Genomic DNA, 16,953 nt, shown 5'->3' with positions numbered 1-16,953 from the left:
TCCGAGCGGGTGCATGCCTGTCGCATCCATCAATAATTCATTTCCAAACATTCGCAAAAGTCGTCCAGCAATTTATCGATAGCTTTTTTTCGTGCGATTACGGAAAGCCATTCGGCGGGAAGCGCAGCCGGATCTTTACAGCGCATGCCGGCTATGGAACCGGCGATGCTTCCTACCGTATCCGCGTCCCTGCCGAGATTGACGGCGGTAAGGATTGCGTCTTTTACGCCCGCGTTTTGAAAGCATGACCACAGCGCCGCTTCGAGCGTATGCACGACATAGCCGTTCGACTCGATGCTGTCGACCGGCGCGTCTTTTATGCTTCCGTCGAATATCCGCTTGTAATGTTGAAATTCGTTTTCATATTCGGTGCCTTTAAGGTTGTCAAGGCAGGTCTGCGATGTTTTCTGCAGAGCGACTTCCAAATCGTCGGTATCAAAAAGGCGGATCATCGTTTCGATATAGATGACGCATGCTAATACGGTGCGCGGATGGCCGTGTGTTAGACGCGAACATGCTTTTACCCTTTGTACGCGTTTACCGAAATCTTCGACGGCACGGAGCGTAAATGCAATCGGGGCGATGCGCATTAAAGAACCGTTCCCATTTGAATTTTCATCCGTACCGCCGCACATTTCGGGAGGCACACCCATATTATACTTGAGAACGGCAAGTTGCGTCGTCCTGCCGATGTCGAACGCTTTACCGTGCGGCGTGTATTTGCCTTTTTCAAACCAATCCGAAAATTTATCCATCAAGTCGTAACTGTCGCCGTATTCGGTGATATTTTTAATAAGGCAGAGCGTCAACGAAGTATCGTCCGACCATGAACCTGCAGGCTGATTGTGTGCGCCGTAGCCGGTCATTGTTTCGGCTTTAAACTTTCCTCTCCAGCCGAATTCGTATGGAACGCCGATCGCATCGCCTGCAATGCTGCCGTAGAACGTCGAAAAAACGATGTCATGCAAATTTGAGTTCATGGATGCCTCCTTTCCGCATACCGGATCCCCTAATTAAACAGGTCTTTTGCAGCCTTATCTGCTGCCATATACTTAACCATGCGGGCAAAGAGAGTGTCCCCATAAGGACGAGATAACTTTTTTTCCATCGGCGTCATAATTTCTTCCATAATTAATGGCGCCATGTTGTAAAACTTCACGTGGCATTTCTCGTTTAGTTTCTTGTCGATAACGTCGTAAAACATAGTTTCCCTCCTGTCAGTTTTGATGTTCCATGTTTATTCTTTCCCGTTGTATATCGGCGGGCGAACCAAAAGCGTATTATCCCACCTGTCAAACTTGTACTTATGCCACATATACTCGGTAACGTCATAGTTGTATCTGGGATCATAAACCAAATCCGTCCTGTCCTTCCACACCTGCTCCATGCGGCACCAGTCGGCGCTCTTTGCCTGCGGTTCTATGAACACCCATTCATTGTCTATTATTACGCCTATGAATACATGATTGATTTTATCGTTGGCAATGATCCTAGCACTGCCCATAGGCGCTCGTGAATTGTTTGCCAGAATATAAAAAGCAATCGCATAGTCCATGCAGTTAATCTTTCCGTCTTTGATCCTGTCTGTAACGCACTCACGTACAGTGTCCAAATCGTCTTGCAAGAAAAAGAAAAACATCTTTCCGTTTTTCTGCTCCATGTCTTTATATATACCTATTTCCCATGTCGGAACTTCGTCATCTGCTTCTGTCACCGGCTCAAACTGCTCATCCAGCACGGTTTCATTCCACATGATCGCTCGACCGACAGCTTTAAGAAAGGCTACGATCTTCGCACCTATGAAAAGAGTAAGGCTTATAAAAAGGATACTTACGATAAGATGTGCAGTGGACTCGATGTCGGCATATTGCTTTCTTTCTCTGTCTACCCGGTATTTGTTCCGTGCGTCGAAAATTACGCTCGCTTCTTCTTCCGGTTTCAGCTTGAAATTGCTGACGTTCAATAAGCACCTGTCACATTCCTTCTTGCACCCGCCTCTTCTAACCGTGTCTAAGCAATGGTAGTGCGCCCAAAATGCACTCCCCATGATTTCACGTTTGATCGAAGCGTCTGTGTCTCTGTTCTGTCTCGCCATAAACAACTCCTACGATAAAAAGTTTTAATTCTTATTGAAACCTTAAGAGTTTCTTTTTGAGTTCGACAAATCTGTCGTTACCCATTCAGAATCTTCTTTCCCACACTGACGATTGCATTATAAATCGTCTATAGTGTCAAAGAATGACACTGCAAAATATTTTTTGCAAAAAACAGGCGAATTTTTGGAGCGTTTAAGGAATCTGCGTCACAAAAAACTGATAAAAATTGTAACGGGGGGCTGCCGTTGCGGAAAATCCATGATTCCGGAAATGTTCCGCGATGAACTTCCGTCGGAAGGCATAAAAAAAGAGCAAATTATTTTCCTAAGTCATTTGCCCCAGCGGCTTTGACCATATTTGACAATATAGCTTTGCGAATATATATTGTTGTTGCTGATAAAGGAAGGAATTGCAAGGCTGAGACCGGCTCATGAAGCGCATCGGAACGTAAGTCCCGTTAAAAAAACAATTTCTATAAAAATAGATGCGGATATACTTGCCGCCCTTAAGTCATTAAGCAAAGGTTATCAGACTATAATAAACAGTATTTTAAGAAAAGCTGTTACGACAGGTGATTATTAACTCTTTCTCAAATGTGTAAATCGATTTTAACGCACGATATCGACGTGCAAAAAAAATTACTGCGCGGTCAGATGCAAAAAACTCTGAAAGATCTCCTTAACGACGACTCTAAAGTTCGTGAAGCCGCAAAAAGAGCTGCCGAATTTTTTTTGAATTGGAAATTCTACAAAGAAGCCGACATACTTATGGCCTTTGTTTCGTCAAAAGAGGAAATAAATACGTTACGGATCCTGCATGAGGCGCTTTCGGATAAGAAGAAAGTTGCCGTTCCCCGCGTTATCTCCGATACTAGGATGGATTTTTTTTATTTGGAAAGGGATAAGCCTTTTGAATACCAGCTCAGCCCGGGAATATTCGGTATTCTTGAGCCGACGGAACTTTTAAAGCGGTTTGAAGTTTCTGATGCGGCAGGTAAAAAGACGACCATGCTCGTTCCTGGTCTTGCGTTTTCAAAAGACGGGCACAGAATCGGAAGAGGAAAGGGATTTTACGACGGATTTTTTTCGCGTTTTTTGCCGCCGGTGCGGTGCGGATTTTGCTTTGACGTTCAAATAATTCCGGAAGTTCCGCACGATAATTTTGACGCGAACGTCTCTCATATCATAAGCGAGTCGGGCATTATAGATTGTGCCGACCGCGGCCGGGATTCTGAACCGTGATATTTTGCGTTACCGGGCGGAGTGACGCGGAGCGTCCCGGCGCTTAGCGGCGGGATGGAGCGCTTTGGGCGCGGAATCACGGAGCACGGGACGTCGGATTTTCCGACGGAACGCCCTTATTTTTTATTTGGCTATGAGACAACTGCGGCGTCCGGCCGTTTTTAGCGCTTGGAATCTTTTGAATACAGCCTGAGGGGAGCTTCTTCAAGAATGTATTTTTTAGCCGTTTCGAACATATCTTCTGCGGTCAGCTTTGAAATAAATTCGTATTCGGTTATATAGCGCCATGCGCTGTCGAGGCCGGCGTCGTTGAAAGCGTCTTCGGTTTTTGGCGACGATGGAGATTGCTTTTGCCCGTCTTTTTGTTCCGCCGCCTCTTGCGACGTTCGTTCGCTTTGTTCCGGCAGCGTTTCGGCCATGTGTCCGTCTTCCTGCTCTGCGGAATGTTTGTCTTTGTCCGCGGCTTTTATGGGGCCTTGTTCAAGGCCGCTTCGGATTAAAAGAGCTGTGCCGCGGTTTGTCTGCGTTTTTGAGAGCGACTGCAATATCCACCTGTTTTTTACCGAAACCGCTTGAGTTTGTAAGGACGAGAGAAGCTGATTTACGACTTCCTTATAAAGAGAATCTATCTTGCCCGTGTGGCGCACGTTTATGAACGTTATTACCGCCGCCTGAATTTCCGCGCTTGCGGGCGTTATTTTTACGAATGCGCCTTCGTTTTCAGCTTGCAGTTCCAGAGCCTGTGAAAGGCGATCTTCCAGTTCGAATAAAAGCGAATTGAATGTGATGAGTTCGGGACTGCTTTGAGCGGGAGACGGAAGCCAGAACTGTACGGGATCTAAGAATTCCGCTGTGGGAATGAGAATTTCAGGGCGGGGGCCGGCCGGCTCGGCGCTTTGATCTGTAAAGAACAGGTGCTCGAGGGCGACGATTTTTCTGCCGGAAGCGGGTTTCGTGCGGCCTGAGGAGGTAGCGGTATCCGCGCGGCCGGCTGCTGTTGGTGCGGCAGATTTTTTGCCCGCCGGTGCGTTGTCGGCCGCTGCAGCCGTGCCATTGGTTTTTTCGGCCGTCGGTGCAGCATTGGCCGCGGGCTTTTCGGCTGATTTCGCTGTCGCACCGTTTTTGCCTGCCGGTGCGTTGTCGGCCGCCGCAGCCGTGCCATTGGTTTTTTCGGCCGCCGGTGCGGCACCGGCCGTTTCCGCAGTTATAAAAGGGCTGAAATCGGGTGCGGGGAATTCTTTGTACAGGCGGTAAACGTTTTGCGTCTGTTTTACAAGAACGCCCAGTCCTTCTTCAAGAATCTGTTCCAGCCCGTTTTTCGGAATGTTTCCGGTCAGAACAAGGCTGTACTTTGAAGCGTCCAAAAGGGAAGGATAGGAAGCGAGTATTTCCATGTACTGAGTATTTTCAAGAATTTCCGCTTTTTGCGTGTATACGAGCGGATAGTCCGTGTTTTCGTAAAGAAGCGAAATCGCCGTGCTGAAAAGCTGATATTGTCCCGACGCTCTTTGTATGCGGTGCTGCGACCGCCTGTCGTATATTAGGCCGTCGGCTTCCGCCGGTTTTATATTGCCGTGTATTATTGCGTGCGAAATACATGAAATACAGGGAAGTACGTCGCTTTCAAGACATTCGACGGTTATTATTCCTCCTGCCAGTCCTGTCTCCGCAAGAACTTCAGGTTCGCCTTGAATTCTTTTTTCAAGCGACGCCTGCAGAATATCTTTTTGAATGTTCCTTGCAAGAGCGTTTGTCATTATTTCCGTAAGCCCGTTATTTATTTTTGCCGAAGACAGTCGTCCTCCTGAAACGGCGAGCGATATTACGGCCGTCGCAGCGTTTTCATTCCGCTTTATTATTACGGGAATTTCATTTGAAAGTTTAAAATATGAAAATTGTTTTTTATTTTCAGCTGCGAAGGCTTCGGCCGCAATTATCTGGATATTTTCAGGCGGAATGTTTTCAGCGTAAGGATTGCTTTCGCTTTCATAACCGTCGCCCGCTTCAAGCTGTTTTTTCAGCGTCTCGTACAGTTTTTGTAAAAACCACGAGCCATTTTTGCTTGTAATTTCTTCATAGCCCGCCTTTTTAAACGCTTTTTCATTTTTTTTGTATACCGAAGAATTTACAAGCACAAAGACAAAGGGACTTTCAGCCTGGTAGGCCGTAAAAATTTTGTCGCCCTGTGTGCGCATTATTATGTCCGGCTGCCGTATGAGCTCTTGAGAAACGCTTTCAGTATGAATTTGCGTGACCGCGCTTATAGCCCAAAACTGCGAAAGCATGTCCATGAATACCGAAGAATTTTTAAACCTTGTTTTGTACTGACTTATAAGTTTTTCTTTTGCCGCCCTTATGTCATTTTCCGACGCGTAAAGCGGAAAGGCGTTTTCTACCGTTTTTAAAAAAGTTTCGGCTTGGGCGGCCGGATTGGATTTTGATTTTTCAAGCAGAGATTGAAATATGAGCCGGGAACTTCCGTTTTTATGGGCTGAAGCCGCGTTTACATAGTCTTGGCCGCGGATTGCAAGTTCCTTTATGTCCGTAAGCGCTTTTTTTAATGAAGAATCGTATTCGTTAAGCGCTGCTGCGGCGATATCGGCTTGGTGCATTGAAAGACCCGTATATTGAATTACGATTTGCGACATTTCCGGAGTGAAAAGAGCGTCGTGCATTACGAATTTTTTCTGCCCTGACGGAGCAATGTGCACTTCGCCGTCAGAAAGATTTCCCGCTGAAAGGGCTGCGGGTTTTTGAAAATATTTTTTAGCCAGTTCCAGAGCGTTTTCCGCTTTGATCGCCCCTGAAATAAAAAGCGCGGAATTTTTAGGCGTGTAATAGTTTCTTCCTATGCTGGTAAGTATGGTGCGCGCTTCTTCAAGAGGCGTATTTACAAACAGAGCGGGATATATTCCCGAGTCCTGCTTCCACGGTTCCGAGGCAAAGACGCGCGAATCTATGCTGCTGTTTATAAAGCCCGCCGTTCCGAACGCATTTTGCATGACTTGGGTTTTGAGCGCGGAAAATTCTTTCATGAGATCGGCGTCGCTGAAGACGGGTGAAAAGAAAGAGTATGAAAGCTGTTTTAGGATTTCTTCGGTTTGCGCGGGAGCGGCGACGATTATGTAACGGGCGAAATCGGCGTTGCATTCTTTGTTTACTCCGTTTAAATACCATGTGCGTTCCGTAAATTTTTCAGGATTTTCTTTTCCATCGAATCGATTGGATCCGTCGAATAAAAAGCCTGCGGCCGCCTTACCGGCATTTGAAAACAGCTGCGTATACAACGGAAAAAATCCCGCCGTCTTAGGCGTTTGAGAACTGAAACCTGCTCTTACGGCAAGTTCAAGCCTTACGGGAGCCGATGAAAAGTCTTCAAGCACAAAGACTTTCAGTTCGTTTTCAAGAGTGTATTCTCTAAACCCGTCGGGAAGTTTTTGCGAAAATATGAAATTTTGTTCTTCCGAAGGAAAAACCGCGTAGTCATCTGTATCCGCGTTCCCATCGGCGCTCACGCCCGTGTCGGCGTTTGCGCTTGTACCGGCATTCACATCTGTACCGGCGCTTGCAACTGTATTTGCGTTCGCACCTGTATTCGTATTATTGAACAAAAATATAAAAGCTGCTGCTGCGATCTTAAAAAGCGTTTTTAACTGCTTTTTAAGCGGTTTTTCAAAAAAAACTTTCATGATATTAAAGTATATCAGGCCGAGCCGTGTTTGACAAAGTGCCGCATCGGAAGGTAATATTAGTGGGTATCTCGGAAAGCTCGCCTTTAGCGATTTTTTTTTAGGATTTCGGTTAGGGCGAAAGCCCTTGTAAACCGGATTATAATCAGGATCTTTATGTCGTCTTTAACACTGCTTTCATCGTCAAAAAAAACAAAAAATCTTGTTCCCGCCGCTTATGAAGCCGGAAAAAGAGCTTTAACCGAAACTGAAATTGAAATTCTTCAAAAAAACGGTAATTCCTGTACGTCGCTGTGCGGCTGGCAGAACTTTCGCGTGTGTAAGGCGCACGGAGAATTCGATCCCGAACTTATAAAAAATTGCGAATTTTCGGGTTTCGTTGTGATCGGAAAACTTCGCCCCGCAAAGCTTAAATATCACGATCTTGAGCTGGAGTGCGGATTTTATAATTCCTATATAAAAGACTCTGTATTCGGCGACGACTGTGTGATAAGGAACGTAAGTTATCTTGAAAACTACCATATTCATGACAGAGTTATCCTTTTTAACATACAGGAAATGAACTGTACTTTGCACAGTAAATTCGGCAACGGAATATTGAAGGAAGGAGAACCCGAGTCAAACAGGATTTGGATAGGCGTCGCAAATGAAAACGACGGCCGCTCCGTACTGCCGTTCGAACAGATGATTACTGCGGATGCGTATTTATGGTCGCATTACCGTGACGATAAAGAACTTTTGCAGCGCTTTTTTGAAATGACCGAATACGGCAATACGAAAAAGCTTGACACTTTCGGGATCGTGGAAGACGATGCGGTTATAAAAAACACGACTCTCATAAAAGACGTAAAAGTCGGAAGCAGGGCTTACATTAAGGGAGCTTTTAAACTTAAAAACATTACCGTTTTATCGAGCGCCCAAGAACCTTCTCAGATCGGAGAAGGAGTTGAAATGGTCAACGGAATAATGGGTTACGGAAGCCGCGTGTTTTATCAGGCCGTCGCAGTGCGTTTTGTGATCGGACGCAATTGTCAGCTCAAATACGGCGTGCGCGTTCTTAATACCGTTTTAGGCGATAATTCTACCGTTTCATGCTGCGAGCTTTTAAACAACCTTATTTTTCCGTTTCATGAACAGCATCACAATTCTTCCTTTCTTATCGCCACTACGGTTATGGGACAATCGAATATCGCCGCCGGCGCAACTGTTGGCAGCAATCACAATTCCCGAAGCCCCGACGGTGAAATTTTCGCTAAGAGAGGATTTTGGCCGGGGCTCTGTTCGGATTTTAAACACAATTCAAAATTCGCTTCTTTTACTCTCGCAGAAAAGGGCTCTTATCAGCACGAACTTCACATAGCTTATCCGTTTTCTCTTATAGCCTCTGAAGCGCCCGACAAGCCTATAAGAATCATACCTGCGTTTTGGTTTTTGTATAATATGTTTGCAATAGCCCGCAATAACGATAAATTTTTAAAACGCGACAGGCGCGCGGTAAAAATTCAGCATATAGAAACGGATCCTTTTGCCCCAGACACGATGCAGGAAATTTTTTCCGCCCTTGATCGCATAATTGAATTGAGCGGCTATTTTCTTTCCGACATGCATGAAATTCCCTACGATTCTTTGGGCGACGGCAAAAAAATGCGTCAGGCTGCAAAGGATTATCTGCACACGCATCCGGATGCGGATTTTACTCTTACCGACATGTCCGCTCAAAAAAAATACGGCGCAATAATTTTAAAACCGGTAAAGGCTTATAAAGCTTACCGAAAAGTTGTAAAATATTTTGCAGCCAGAACCCTTGTCGAATATTGCGGTCGCAAAAATATTTTAAGCCTTAAACCGGAGCATTTGGAAAGCATAAACCGTATCAAACTTTATACCGAGTGGGAAAACGTCGGCGGACAGATAATTCCTAAAAAAGAAATTCAAGCGCTTTTTAAAAAGATAAAAAACCGCACCGTCCGAACTTGGCAGGAAGTTCATAAATTTTACGACAAGTGTCAGGCGGAATACGACGAGCTTAAAGCAAGGTATTCGGTATATCTTCTTGAACAATTGTATTCCAGACCGATAGGAGATTTTACTTCCGAAATTTTTAGGGATATTATTACTGACGTTACGGTCGTATCCGACGAAATGTATCAGTCGTCGCTTTCTTCACGGCAAAAAGATTTTACGGATTATTTTAGGAAAATGGTTTATCATAATTATCAGGAAATGACGGCCGTATTAGGTTCCGTAGAAAGTAACTCTTTTTTGCTGGAATTGAAGAATAAAACGGATATGTTTAATAAAAACATCAAAGTTGTATTCGGCGATCTGTGCAGAATTCCGTAGTTTTGCGTTTTTTTAATGCAATTAACGCGGGTTCTCGCGGTTTGTAAGCGCATTTTCAGAAAAAACGGGAGGGTCGAATTATGTTGGATTTTAAATATGTTTTTTCATACGTCGCCGTTGAATTCTTTTTTATGGTTTTTTCCGTTTCCATTTTGGATAAGCTGACGCATGACATAGGTAGCCAGAGCGAAATAAAATTTTTTAAAAGACTCGTATACGCATATTTGCTTTACTTATTTTCCGACATAATTTGGATATTGATACAGTTTAAAGTTTTTTCCCCTCCACGCATGGTAAAGAATTTTGTGATGATCTTAAACATAATGTTTGTAGCCGTGACTTCATATTTTTGGTTTTGTTTTGCGGAAATAAAACTTAAAAACAGGTTTATAACTTCCTTACGCTTTAACCTGATCGTTTTTTCTCCGGTGCTTTTGCTGTTGGTATTGTATCTTGTTTCCATAAAGACGGGCATATTTTTTTCAATATCGGATAATGCGGGATTTGAAACCGGTCCGTGCTATTGGATTTCAGTCGTAATAATAAGTATGTATCCTACCTTCGTCGCCTTGCATGCGTTCTATCGTATCCGTAAAGAAAAATCGACTATAAATAAAAAAGAATATGCGACGCTGATTCTGTTTGTTTTTTTTCCTCTCATATGTGCCGTAATAAATAATTTTATAAGCTCGACTCCCGTCGTGGCTCCCGCAATATTTTCATCGATTTTTTTTGTATTTATTACCTTGCAGGAATTGAAAATTTACAACGACGCTTTGACTGGACTTAACAACCGGCGGCGCGCCGAACAGTATATTATTGAATCGATCAATTCCGTCGTGCCGGAAAGGCCGTTTTATTTTTTTATTCTCGATATAAATTCATTTAAATACATAAACGACACCTTCGGTCATGCGGAAGGAGACCGCGCTCTGCGGCTGGTCGCCGACATACTTAAAAAGGTTTGCATGAATTATCAGTCGTTTACGGCGCGCTGGGGCGGGGACGAATTTATTGTCATCGTATATAAGTCGAATTTGCATGATACAAAAGATCTTACGCCCGAAGACTTTATAAAGGACATATATGAAAACTGGGAAACTGCCGTCAAGGCGGAAAATATTAAGTACAAATTTTCTGCGAGTATCGGCTACACAAAGTGCGCTTCAGCTGACACTACTATGACGCAGCTTATCACTGAAGCCGATAAAATACTTTACAAAAACAAACAGCTCGCCCACAAAAAAGAGCCGAACGGCGGCGCTCGGTAAAATCGATAAAACCGATAAAATCAAAGAAACGTTTTCGTATGACAAAAATGCGGTAATGTTCGGCTCAGACTAGATTGCCGTATAGCCGATTTACGAGAAGCATGTTGAATTCCACCTTGACTGTCAGACTTTTAGCATGGTATGTTATTAGAACCTGATTTTTTTCAGATTTTAAACTTATACGCTTAGGAAGGAAAATTTATGTCTTTTATTCCGTATTTACAGGCAGCAGGCGGAGCAAATTCTCTCGTGTCGTTTGCACCGTTCGTTCTTATCATTCTTATTTTTTATTTTTTCATAATACGTCCGCAGAGTAAAAAACAAAAAGAAACGCAAAAAATGTTGGACGCGCTTAAAAAGGGCGACAAAGTAATAACTATCGGCGGCATTCACGGAGTTATTTCTTCCGTCAAAGAAAGAACAGTCGTAGTAAAAGTCGACGACAATACGAAGATTGAGTTTAACCGCTCCGCAGTTTCGGGCGTAGTTCAGGATCAGCCGGCCGCCGCTGAAAAAGGTAAAAAAGCGGCGTCCACCGAAAAAGCGAAAGCCGATAAATCAAAGGCTGAAAAAACCGATGGGCAGCCGGCGTCTTTTGATGAGTCTTTGTCCGAAGATACCGAAAAAAAATAAAGGAGCCGGAGTAAAAAATGAAAAAGCGAAGCCGTTTCCTTCTGATTCTTATTGTTTTGGGGATTTGCTTTGCGTTTCTATGGCCTTCTATAAGCTGGTATATGTATACCCCGAAAGAAGTTCAAACGCTGGCGCTGGGTTCCCTTGAAAAGATAAAAGACTATGCAACCGCACGGGCATATGAAGATGTGAACTCTCTAAAAGCTTCGGCAAACGCCGATCCGTCCGCCGTCGTGGGAGCCGAATACGCATGGCTTGAAAAAATTGCAAAGAAAAATTACAAGCAGATGAGAGAAGACGTTCCTTCTCCTATGACTGTGGTCGATATGCTGCGTTCTTTTTACAACGAGCGGGAATTATCCGCTGTCATACAGGAACGCTACCGCGACGATATTTTAGCTGCGAAGAAACGCTACCAAAATTCCGTAAAACTCGGATTGGATCTTTCAGGCGGAATGAACATTATCGTTAAAGCGGATCTTGACGCAGCCATTGCTTCTCAAGGCGATTCGGTTACGACCGACAACATTGTTCAGTTTAAAGCCGACGCGATGGCTCAGGCAGTTGAAACTCTTACGAACAGGATAGACAGGTTCGGGCTTTCCTCGCCGGTTATCCGTAAGCAGGGTGAAGACCGTATATACATAGAAATACCCGGCGCCGCCGAAGCGGATGCAATCAACACGATCATAATGGGTAAGGGAATTCTTAATTTCCGCCTCGTAGACATGGAAGCGACTAGGGCGTTTGAAGCGTATTACGCCGCCAATTCCGCTACCGCTTTTACGGCATCGGGAGCCTTGTTGGATCCTTCGATTATTCCTTCGGATTGTGAAGTTTTAGGACTTTACACAAAGGACGATTACGGCCTTGATGAAAGGATAGGATTTCTTGCGGTAAAAAAAGAAATTGCGCTTGACGGTCAGCATATTTCTTCCGCACAGGTGAGCGCAAACAATATTACGAATAAGCCTGAAGTAGACTTTGTGCTGGATTCCGAAGGCGCCGCGATCTTTGCGGAATTTACTTCCGCTCATGTGGGCGATTATCTGGCCATTGTCAGCGACAATCAGATAAAATCCAACGCGCGCATAGAAAGCGCAATTACCGGCGGCCGCGTAGCGATTTCAGGCTTCGGGCTTGAAGAAGCTCACAACCTTCAAAAGGTCTTGCAAACCGCATGGCTTAACGTTCCTCTTTTGGTTGAAAGTCAGCAGGTCATAGGAGCGTCGCTGGGAGATCAGGCTATACGGCAGGGAATGCTCGCGCTGCTTGTGGGGCTTCTTTCCGTAATGGTATTCATGCTTATCTATTATAAGGGCGCGGGATTCAATGCGATCGTAGCACAGATATTGAATTTATATATTTTGTTCAGCGTTCTGTCGGCCTTTAATTTGACGCTCACTCTTTCAAGCATTGCCGGTATGATTCTTACGATCGGTATGGCCGTAGACGCAAACGTAATCATTTTTGAACGCATCAAAGAAGAGCTCCGCGACGGGAAGAGCCGTGCCGCGGCTATATCCGCGGGATTCGACAATGCGTTTTGGGCGATCATGGACTCAAACATTACAACGTTCATAGCGGCTATCTTCCTTTCACAGCTGGGCACAGGTTCCATACAGGGCTTTGCCGTAAGTTTGGCAATAGGCGTTGTTTCGTCGGTGTTTACGGCGCTTTTTGTTTCGCGCTTGATATTTGATGTGAATACAGACGTTGCAGGGTACAAGAAAGTGAGCATCAGCTGGAGGATAAAGTAATGAAAAAGGTCATAAAATTCAGCAAGGCGTTTCTTCCCGCCTCGATCTTTAGCGCTCTTTTGATATTAAGCGGCGTGGTAAGCGTTTTTACGCGCGGCATAAATTTCGGTATTGATTTTCAGCCCGGTCTTGTTGAAGAAATCCGCATAGCTCCTCCGGCTTTGGAATTGACTTATAGCGGTTCGGCAAAGGTTACCGTAGATATGGCGGAAAACGGAATGGATGTCATAATAAGCGGTTCCGGCGCGGATAACCGCACGGAAACCTTTAGCTATGATAAAAATCCTACTGTAGGAGAGCTTGCTTCCAATCTTAATAAGATCGACGGATTGAGCGCAAGGATTGTTATTGCAGAAAATACAGCTTCATCCGGATTGTTTGTCAATTCTGCGCTTTCAAATGTAATTACGGAAAACGTGTTTAGATTGTACGCTTCGGGTACGGAAACTACTACGATAGAAGATGTACGTTCCGCCGTGGATTCATTTAAAGGCGTCGCCGTAAAGGCGCTGGGTACCGAAAGTGCGCGAAGTTTTCAGATCCGTATGAGAGATAACGGCGGCGGAGATTCGGGAAAGACGCTCCAAGACGGCATTAAGAAAGCTCTTGAGGACAGATTCGGCGCGGATAAGGTCGTAGTGATTAAGACGGACTTTATCGCTTCGCAATTTTCACAGTCCTTAGTCTGGCAGTCGGTTGTTCTGGTTTTGGCTACGCTGCTTCTCATATGGCTTTACGCCACGATCCGCTTCCATTGGGATTTCGCGCTTGGGTCGGTAATTGCCCTTATTCACGACGCGCTGATCATGATCACCTTTATTTCGTGGACGCAAATTGAATTCAGTACGACAACTCTGGCCGCAGTCCTTACGATTATAGGTTATTCGATTAACGCCACGGTCGTTATTTTGGACCGCGTAAGATTAAATATGAGATTGCTCGACGTTAAGAAATTTGATGAAATACTTAACGCTTCTTTGTCCGACACCTTGGGGCGTTCGCTCATAACTACGATAACAACATTGTTCGCGGTTTTTGCTTTGTTTATCTTTACTACCGGCGGAATAAAAGATTTTTCTTTAGCCCTGATGGTAGGATTGGTAAGCGGATGTTATTCGTCTATTTATATAAGCAGCGCGTTCATATCGTTTGTGCGCCGTAATTGGAGCCCTGAAGCGGGTATGCATCATTCCTTTAAAAAGGCTGTGAGCGCAAGACCTGCGGTTGCAGCCGACGACGGGGTGAGAGTGTAAACTTTCCTTAAAATGCAACAACTGAACAAAGTATGAACTTTGGAAGTTGTTGCATTGATGCGCGATCCCCGCAACGAGCGCGTAAGCGCGAAGTTTCGAGCGGCGATACGTTAATTAGCGATGTTTGCGCAGCAAACTCGTCGTTTAATAAGACCGCGCCTATTCAGCGGTCTTGTTAAACCTTCCTTAAAATGCGGCATTGCAGAAAATATCGATTTTCGAAAATGCCGCTTTCATTTTATTCCATCGATACGACTACTTTCATGTAATTTTGCGGATTACGCTCTATATCTTTAATTACGTCCGCAGCCTCATCGATAGGAACGGTTTTTGTCAGCAGTTTAAGCATGTCAACTTTTTTAGAACATATTAAGTCGACGGCTTCTTCAAATTCTCCAGCGCTTGTTCTTGCGCCCCTTATATCCAGTTCTTTTTTTGTGATCATATCCGTGGGTAAAGAAGTTTCCGTTTTAGGCCAGCCCGTTAAAGTGATACGTCCGGCGTAAGAAACATAATCGAGCGTATTCCTTATGGCTGCGTTTGCACCGCTGCATTCCATCACTTGCTGAGCCATAACGCCGTTTGTTATCTTGTGTATGAGTTTTACCGGATCTTCTTTGCTTATGTTTATCGTGTGTTCAATGCCAAGCGAACGGGCGAAATCCAACCTTTCCTGAACAAGATCCAACAGTATGGCGTGAGCTCCGTAATTTTGTGCGACCATTCCCGCCGCCATTCCTATGGGGCCGGCGCCGATAATCACGCAATATTCGTCCGCTTTGAGCTTGCCGCGGTGTATTCCGTGCGTTGAAATTGTAAGCGGTTCCGCAAGCGCCGCCTGTACCCAGCTCATTTCGTCGGGCATTTTTATGAGCATATTTGCTGGATGACAAAAATATTCAGACATTCCCCCGTCTACATGAACGCCTAATACTTTAAGGCTTTCGCAGCAGTTTGTTCTCTTTATGCCGCAAGGATAGCAGTGCCCGCAATATAAATACGGATCGACTATAACCTTGTCTCCGACTTTTATATTTTTAGGATTTGATTTCGGGACTGAAACCACTTCGCCTGCAATTTCATGGCCGATTATACGGGGGTAAGTTACCAGTCCGTTTGTTCCGCGGAAAGCTCCTATGTCCGAACCGCAAATGCCTGCGGCCTTAACCTTTATGAGCGCTTCGTTCTCTCTAGGGACGGGCATTTTAACTTCTTCAATTATAACATCTTTTGGTTTTACGATTTTTACAGCTTTCATTGTTTAACTCCTATAAAAACTTTTTTAGCACCTGTGCTCAAAGAGCGATGCGATTTCGAGCAATGCGCAGAAATCGCGAGTGCCTCTTATAAAAGAAAAACGCTTCAGCGTTTTTCATCTCCAGATTTTTACGACGGCGATATTTAAGACGCCGTTTTTATTCTGCCTTATTTTTCATCAAAAGTGAATACAATCTTCCGTATGGAAGGATCTTTTGCCTATGATTTATTTACGCGTAACGGAGGAAATTTCCATGCATTGTCCTTTTATGGGGAATCCTACCTGCCGTATATCTAACCGTAATAATTTGCGCCGTAGCGGTCTTTGCCGTATGCCTCGCTTGACAGTAGTCTCTCCGGCGGATAATGTTAGGTCATGAAGATCATTCGCTCCGACGTCCTAGGTTTTTGCATGGGAGTTTGCCGTGCCGTGGATTGTGTTCAAAAGGCCGTAGATGAAAACGAAAAATCCGGCCGGGCGGCCAAATTGTTTACGATGGGGCCGCTCATACACAATCCGGGCGTTTTAAAAAAAATGGGAGAGCAGGGAGTAGGGATCTTAAAAGACGAAGCGCTTGATAATCTTGAAGCTGGCAGCGTCGTTGTCATCCGCGCTCACGGAGTTCCTCCTGAAATATATGAAAAACTTAGGCAAAAAAAGGCCGTCATAAAGGATTCCACCTGTCCGCGCGTAAAAGTGAGTCAAAGGCGGGCGGAAGAGTATTCAAAAAAAGGATACAAGGTAATTTTAGCGGGAGACGGCGGGCACGGCGAAGTTTTAGGCATTGCGGGCTTTGCAGGAAAAAACTTTTTGCTCGTCAAAAATAAAGAAGAAGCCGAAAATCTGTTTTCAAAAGACATCAAAGAAGGGCGGCCTATGCCCGAAAAAGTCATCTTATTGGCGCAGACCACATTCAGTCCCGGAGAATTTACGTCGATTGCCGAAATTCTGAAAAACAAAATCCCGTGGATCGAAGTGTTCAACACGATCTGCTCGGCTACTCAGGAACGCCAGGACGCGCTTACAAAGCTGTGTTCCCAAGTGGATGGTGTTTTAGTGGTCGGCGGAAAAAATTCCGCAAATACGCAAAGGCTGTTTTTAAAGGCTAAAAACATGTGCGCTCACGCAGCCCTCGTGGAAAATCCTGAAGAAATTCCCGAAGACTTTTATTTGCTTGAGACCGTAGGTATTACGGCGGGCGCCAGCACACCCGATGAAATGATCGACGCCGTGGAAGATCGCCTTAGTAAAAGAACGTCTTAAAAGATACTTAAAGACATCTAAAAAAACTCTCCTTTAGAAATTTTCCGGAGATTCGCGTTGTTGTTGGAGCGAAGAAAGCTCAAACTGGCGGCAATAAAAAATAACGGCAAATATCGGAGTTGAATACCTAAAGATTATTGGGTATA

The 16,953-nt window shown here is 44.7% G+C and carries 13 protein-coding genes; 8 read left to right on the top strand and 5 right to left on the bottom strand.

Going from position 1 to position 16,953, the window contains the following annotated elements; genetic code table 11:
• Positions 1-29: 29 nt before the first annotated feature.
• The 3 genes from HRI96_RS08845 to HRI96_RS08835 are packed head-to-tail and all read right to left on the bottom strand — an operon-like array spanning position 30 to position 2,095.
• On the bottom strand, positions 30-980 hold the full coding sequence (locus HRI96_RS08845; protein ID WP_210117014.1) for an ADP-ribosylglycohydrolase family protein: 951 nt from the start codon (positions 978-980) through the stop codon (positions 30-32).
• A gap of 29 nt (positions 981-1,009) precedes the next feature.
• Positions 1,010-1,204 carry a hypothetical protein gene (locus HRI96_RS08840; protein ID WP_210117013.1) on the bottom strand — a complete coding sequence of 65 codons (195 nt, stop codon included), beginning with the start codon at positions 1,202-1,204 and terminating at the stop codon, positions 1,010-1,012.
• 33 nt (positions 1,205-1,237) lie between these two features.
• Entirely contained in the window at positions 1,238-2,095 is an 858-nt protein-coding gene (locus HRI96_RS08835; RefSeq protein WP_210117012.1) for a hypothetical protein, read from the bottom strand.
• A 385-nt stretch (positions 2,096-2,480) separates the two neighbouring features.
• On the opposite strand from HRI96_RS08835, the gene HRI96_RS08830 reads away from it, so the two are divergent.
• Both HRI96_RS08830 and HRI96_RS08825 read left to right on the top strand, forming a co-directional pair.
• The gene (locus HRI96_RS08830; RefSeq protein WP_346267160.1) at positions 2,481-2,678 is read left to right on the top strand and encodes a BrnA antitoxin family protein; all 198 of its coding nucleotides are present in this window, start codon (positions 2,481-2,483) and stop codon (positions 2,676-2,678) included.
• A gap of 11 nt (positions 2,679-2,689) precedes the next feature.
• Positions 2,690-3,337, top strand: coding sequence for a 5-formyltetrahydrofolate cyclo-ligase (locus HRI96_RS08825; RefSeq protein WP_210117011.1), 648 nt, complete (start codon positions 2,690-2,692; stop codon positions 3,335-3,337).
• Between the two features lie 161 nt (positions 3,338-3,498).
• Here HRI96_RS08825 and HRI96_RS08820 read toward each other — a convergent pair whose 3' ends face one another.
• Positions 3,499-7,026: an insulinase family protein gene (locus HRI96_RS08820; RefSeq protein ID WP_210117010.1), complete on the bottom strand. Its 3,528-nt coding sequence runs from the start codon at positions 7,024-7,026 to the stop codon at positions 3,499-3,501.
• 156 nt (positions 7,027-7,182) lie between these two features.
• Between HRI96_RS08820 and HRI96_RS08815 the strand changes: the two genes are divergently transcribed.
• The 5 genes from HRI96_RS08815 to secF all read left to right on the top strand — a co-directional run bounded on the left by HRI96_RS08815 (position 7,183) and on the right by secF (position 14,286).
• Complete coding sequence (locus HRI96_RS08815) at positions 7,183-9,369, top strand: DUF4954 family protein (RefSeq protein ID WP_210117009.1); 2,187 nt, start codon at positions 7,183-7,185, stop codon at positions 9,367-9,369.
• An 80-nt stretch (positions 9,370-9,449) separates the two neighbouring features.
• Positions 9,450-10,640: a GGDEF domain-containing protein gene (locus tag HRI96_RS08810; RefSeq protein ID WP_210117008.1), complete on the top strand. Its 1,191-nt coding sequence runs from the start codon at positions 9,450-9,452 to the stop codon at positions 10,638-10,640.
• Between the two features lie 201 nt (positions 10,641-10,841).
• On the top strand, positions 10,842-11,273 hold the full coding sequence (gene yajC, locus HRI96_RS08805; protein ID WP_210117007.1) for a preprotein translocase subunit YajC: 432 nt from the start codon (positions 10,842-10,844) through the stop codon (positions 11,271-11,273).
• A gap of 17 nt (positions 11,274-11,290) precedes the next feature.
• Entirely contained in the window at positions 11,291-13,033 is a 1,743-nt protein-coding gene (gene secD, locus HRI96_RS08800; RefSeq protein ID WP_210117006.1) for a protein translocase subunit SecD, read from the top strand.
• Positions 13,033-14,286 carry a protein translocase subunit SecF gene (secF, locus tag HRI96_RS08795; RefSeq protein WP_210117005.1) on the top strand — a complete coding sequence of 418 codons (1,254 nt, stop codon included), beginning with the start codon at positions 13,033-13,035 and terminating at the stop codon, positions 14,284-14,286. Before secD ends, secF begins: the two co-directional genes overlap by 1 nt.
• Before the next feature lie 238 nt (positions 14,287-14,524).
• Here secF and HRI96_RS08790 read toward each other — a convergent pair whose 3' ends face one another.
• Entirely contained in the window at positions 14,525-15,544 is a 1,020-nt protein-coding gene (locus HRI96_RS08790; RefSeq protein ID WP_210117004.1) for a zinc-binding alcohol dehydrogenase family protein, read from the bottom strand.
• Positions 15,545-15,919: 375 nt separating this feature from the next.
• On the opposite strand from HRI96_RS08790, the gene ispH reads away from it, so the two are divergent.
• Positions 15,920-16,807: a 4-hydroxy-3-methylbut-2-enyl diphosphate reductase gene (gene ispH, locus HRI96_RS08785; RefSeq protein WP_210117003.1), complete on the top strand. Its 888-nt coding sequence runs from the start codon at positions 15,920-15,922 to the stop codon at positions 16,805-16,807.
• The last annotated feature ends 146 nt before the right edge of the window (positions 16,808-16,953 follow it).

The organism is Treponema parvum, assembly GCF_017893945.1.
Taxonomy (GTDB): domain Bacteria; phylum Spirochaetota; class Spirochaetia; order Treponematales; family Treponemataceae; genus Treponema_D; species Treponema_D parvum_A.
The sequence above is the reverse complement of the archived record's forward strand: the minus strand, read 5'-3'. Positions and strand labels throughout refer to the sequence as shown.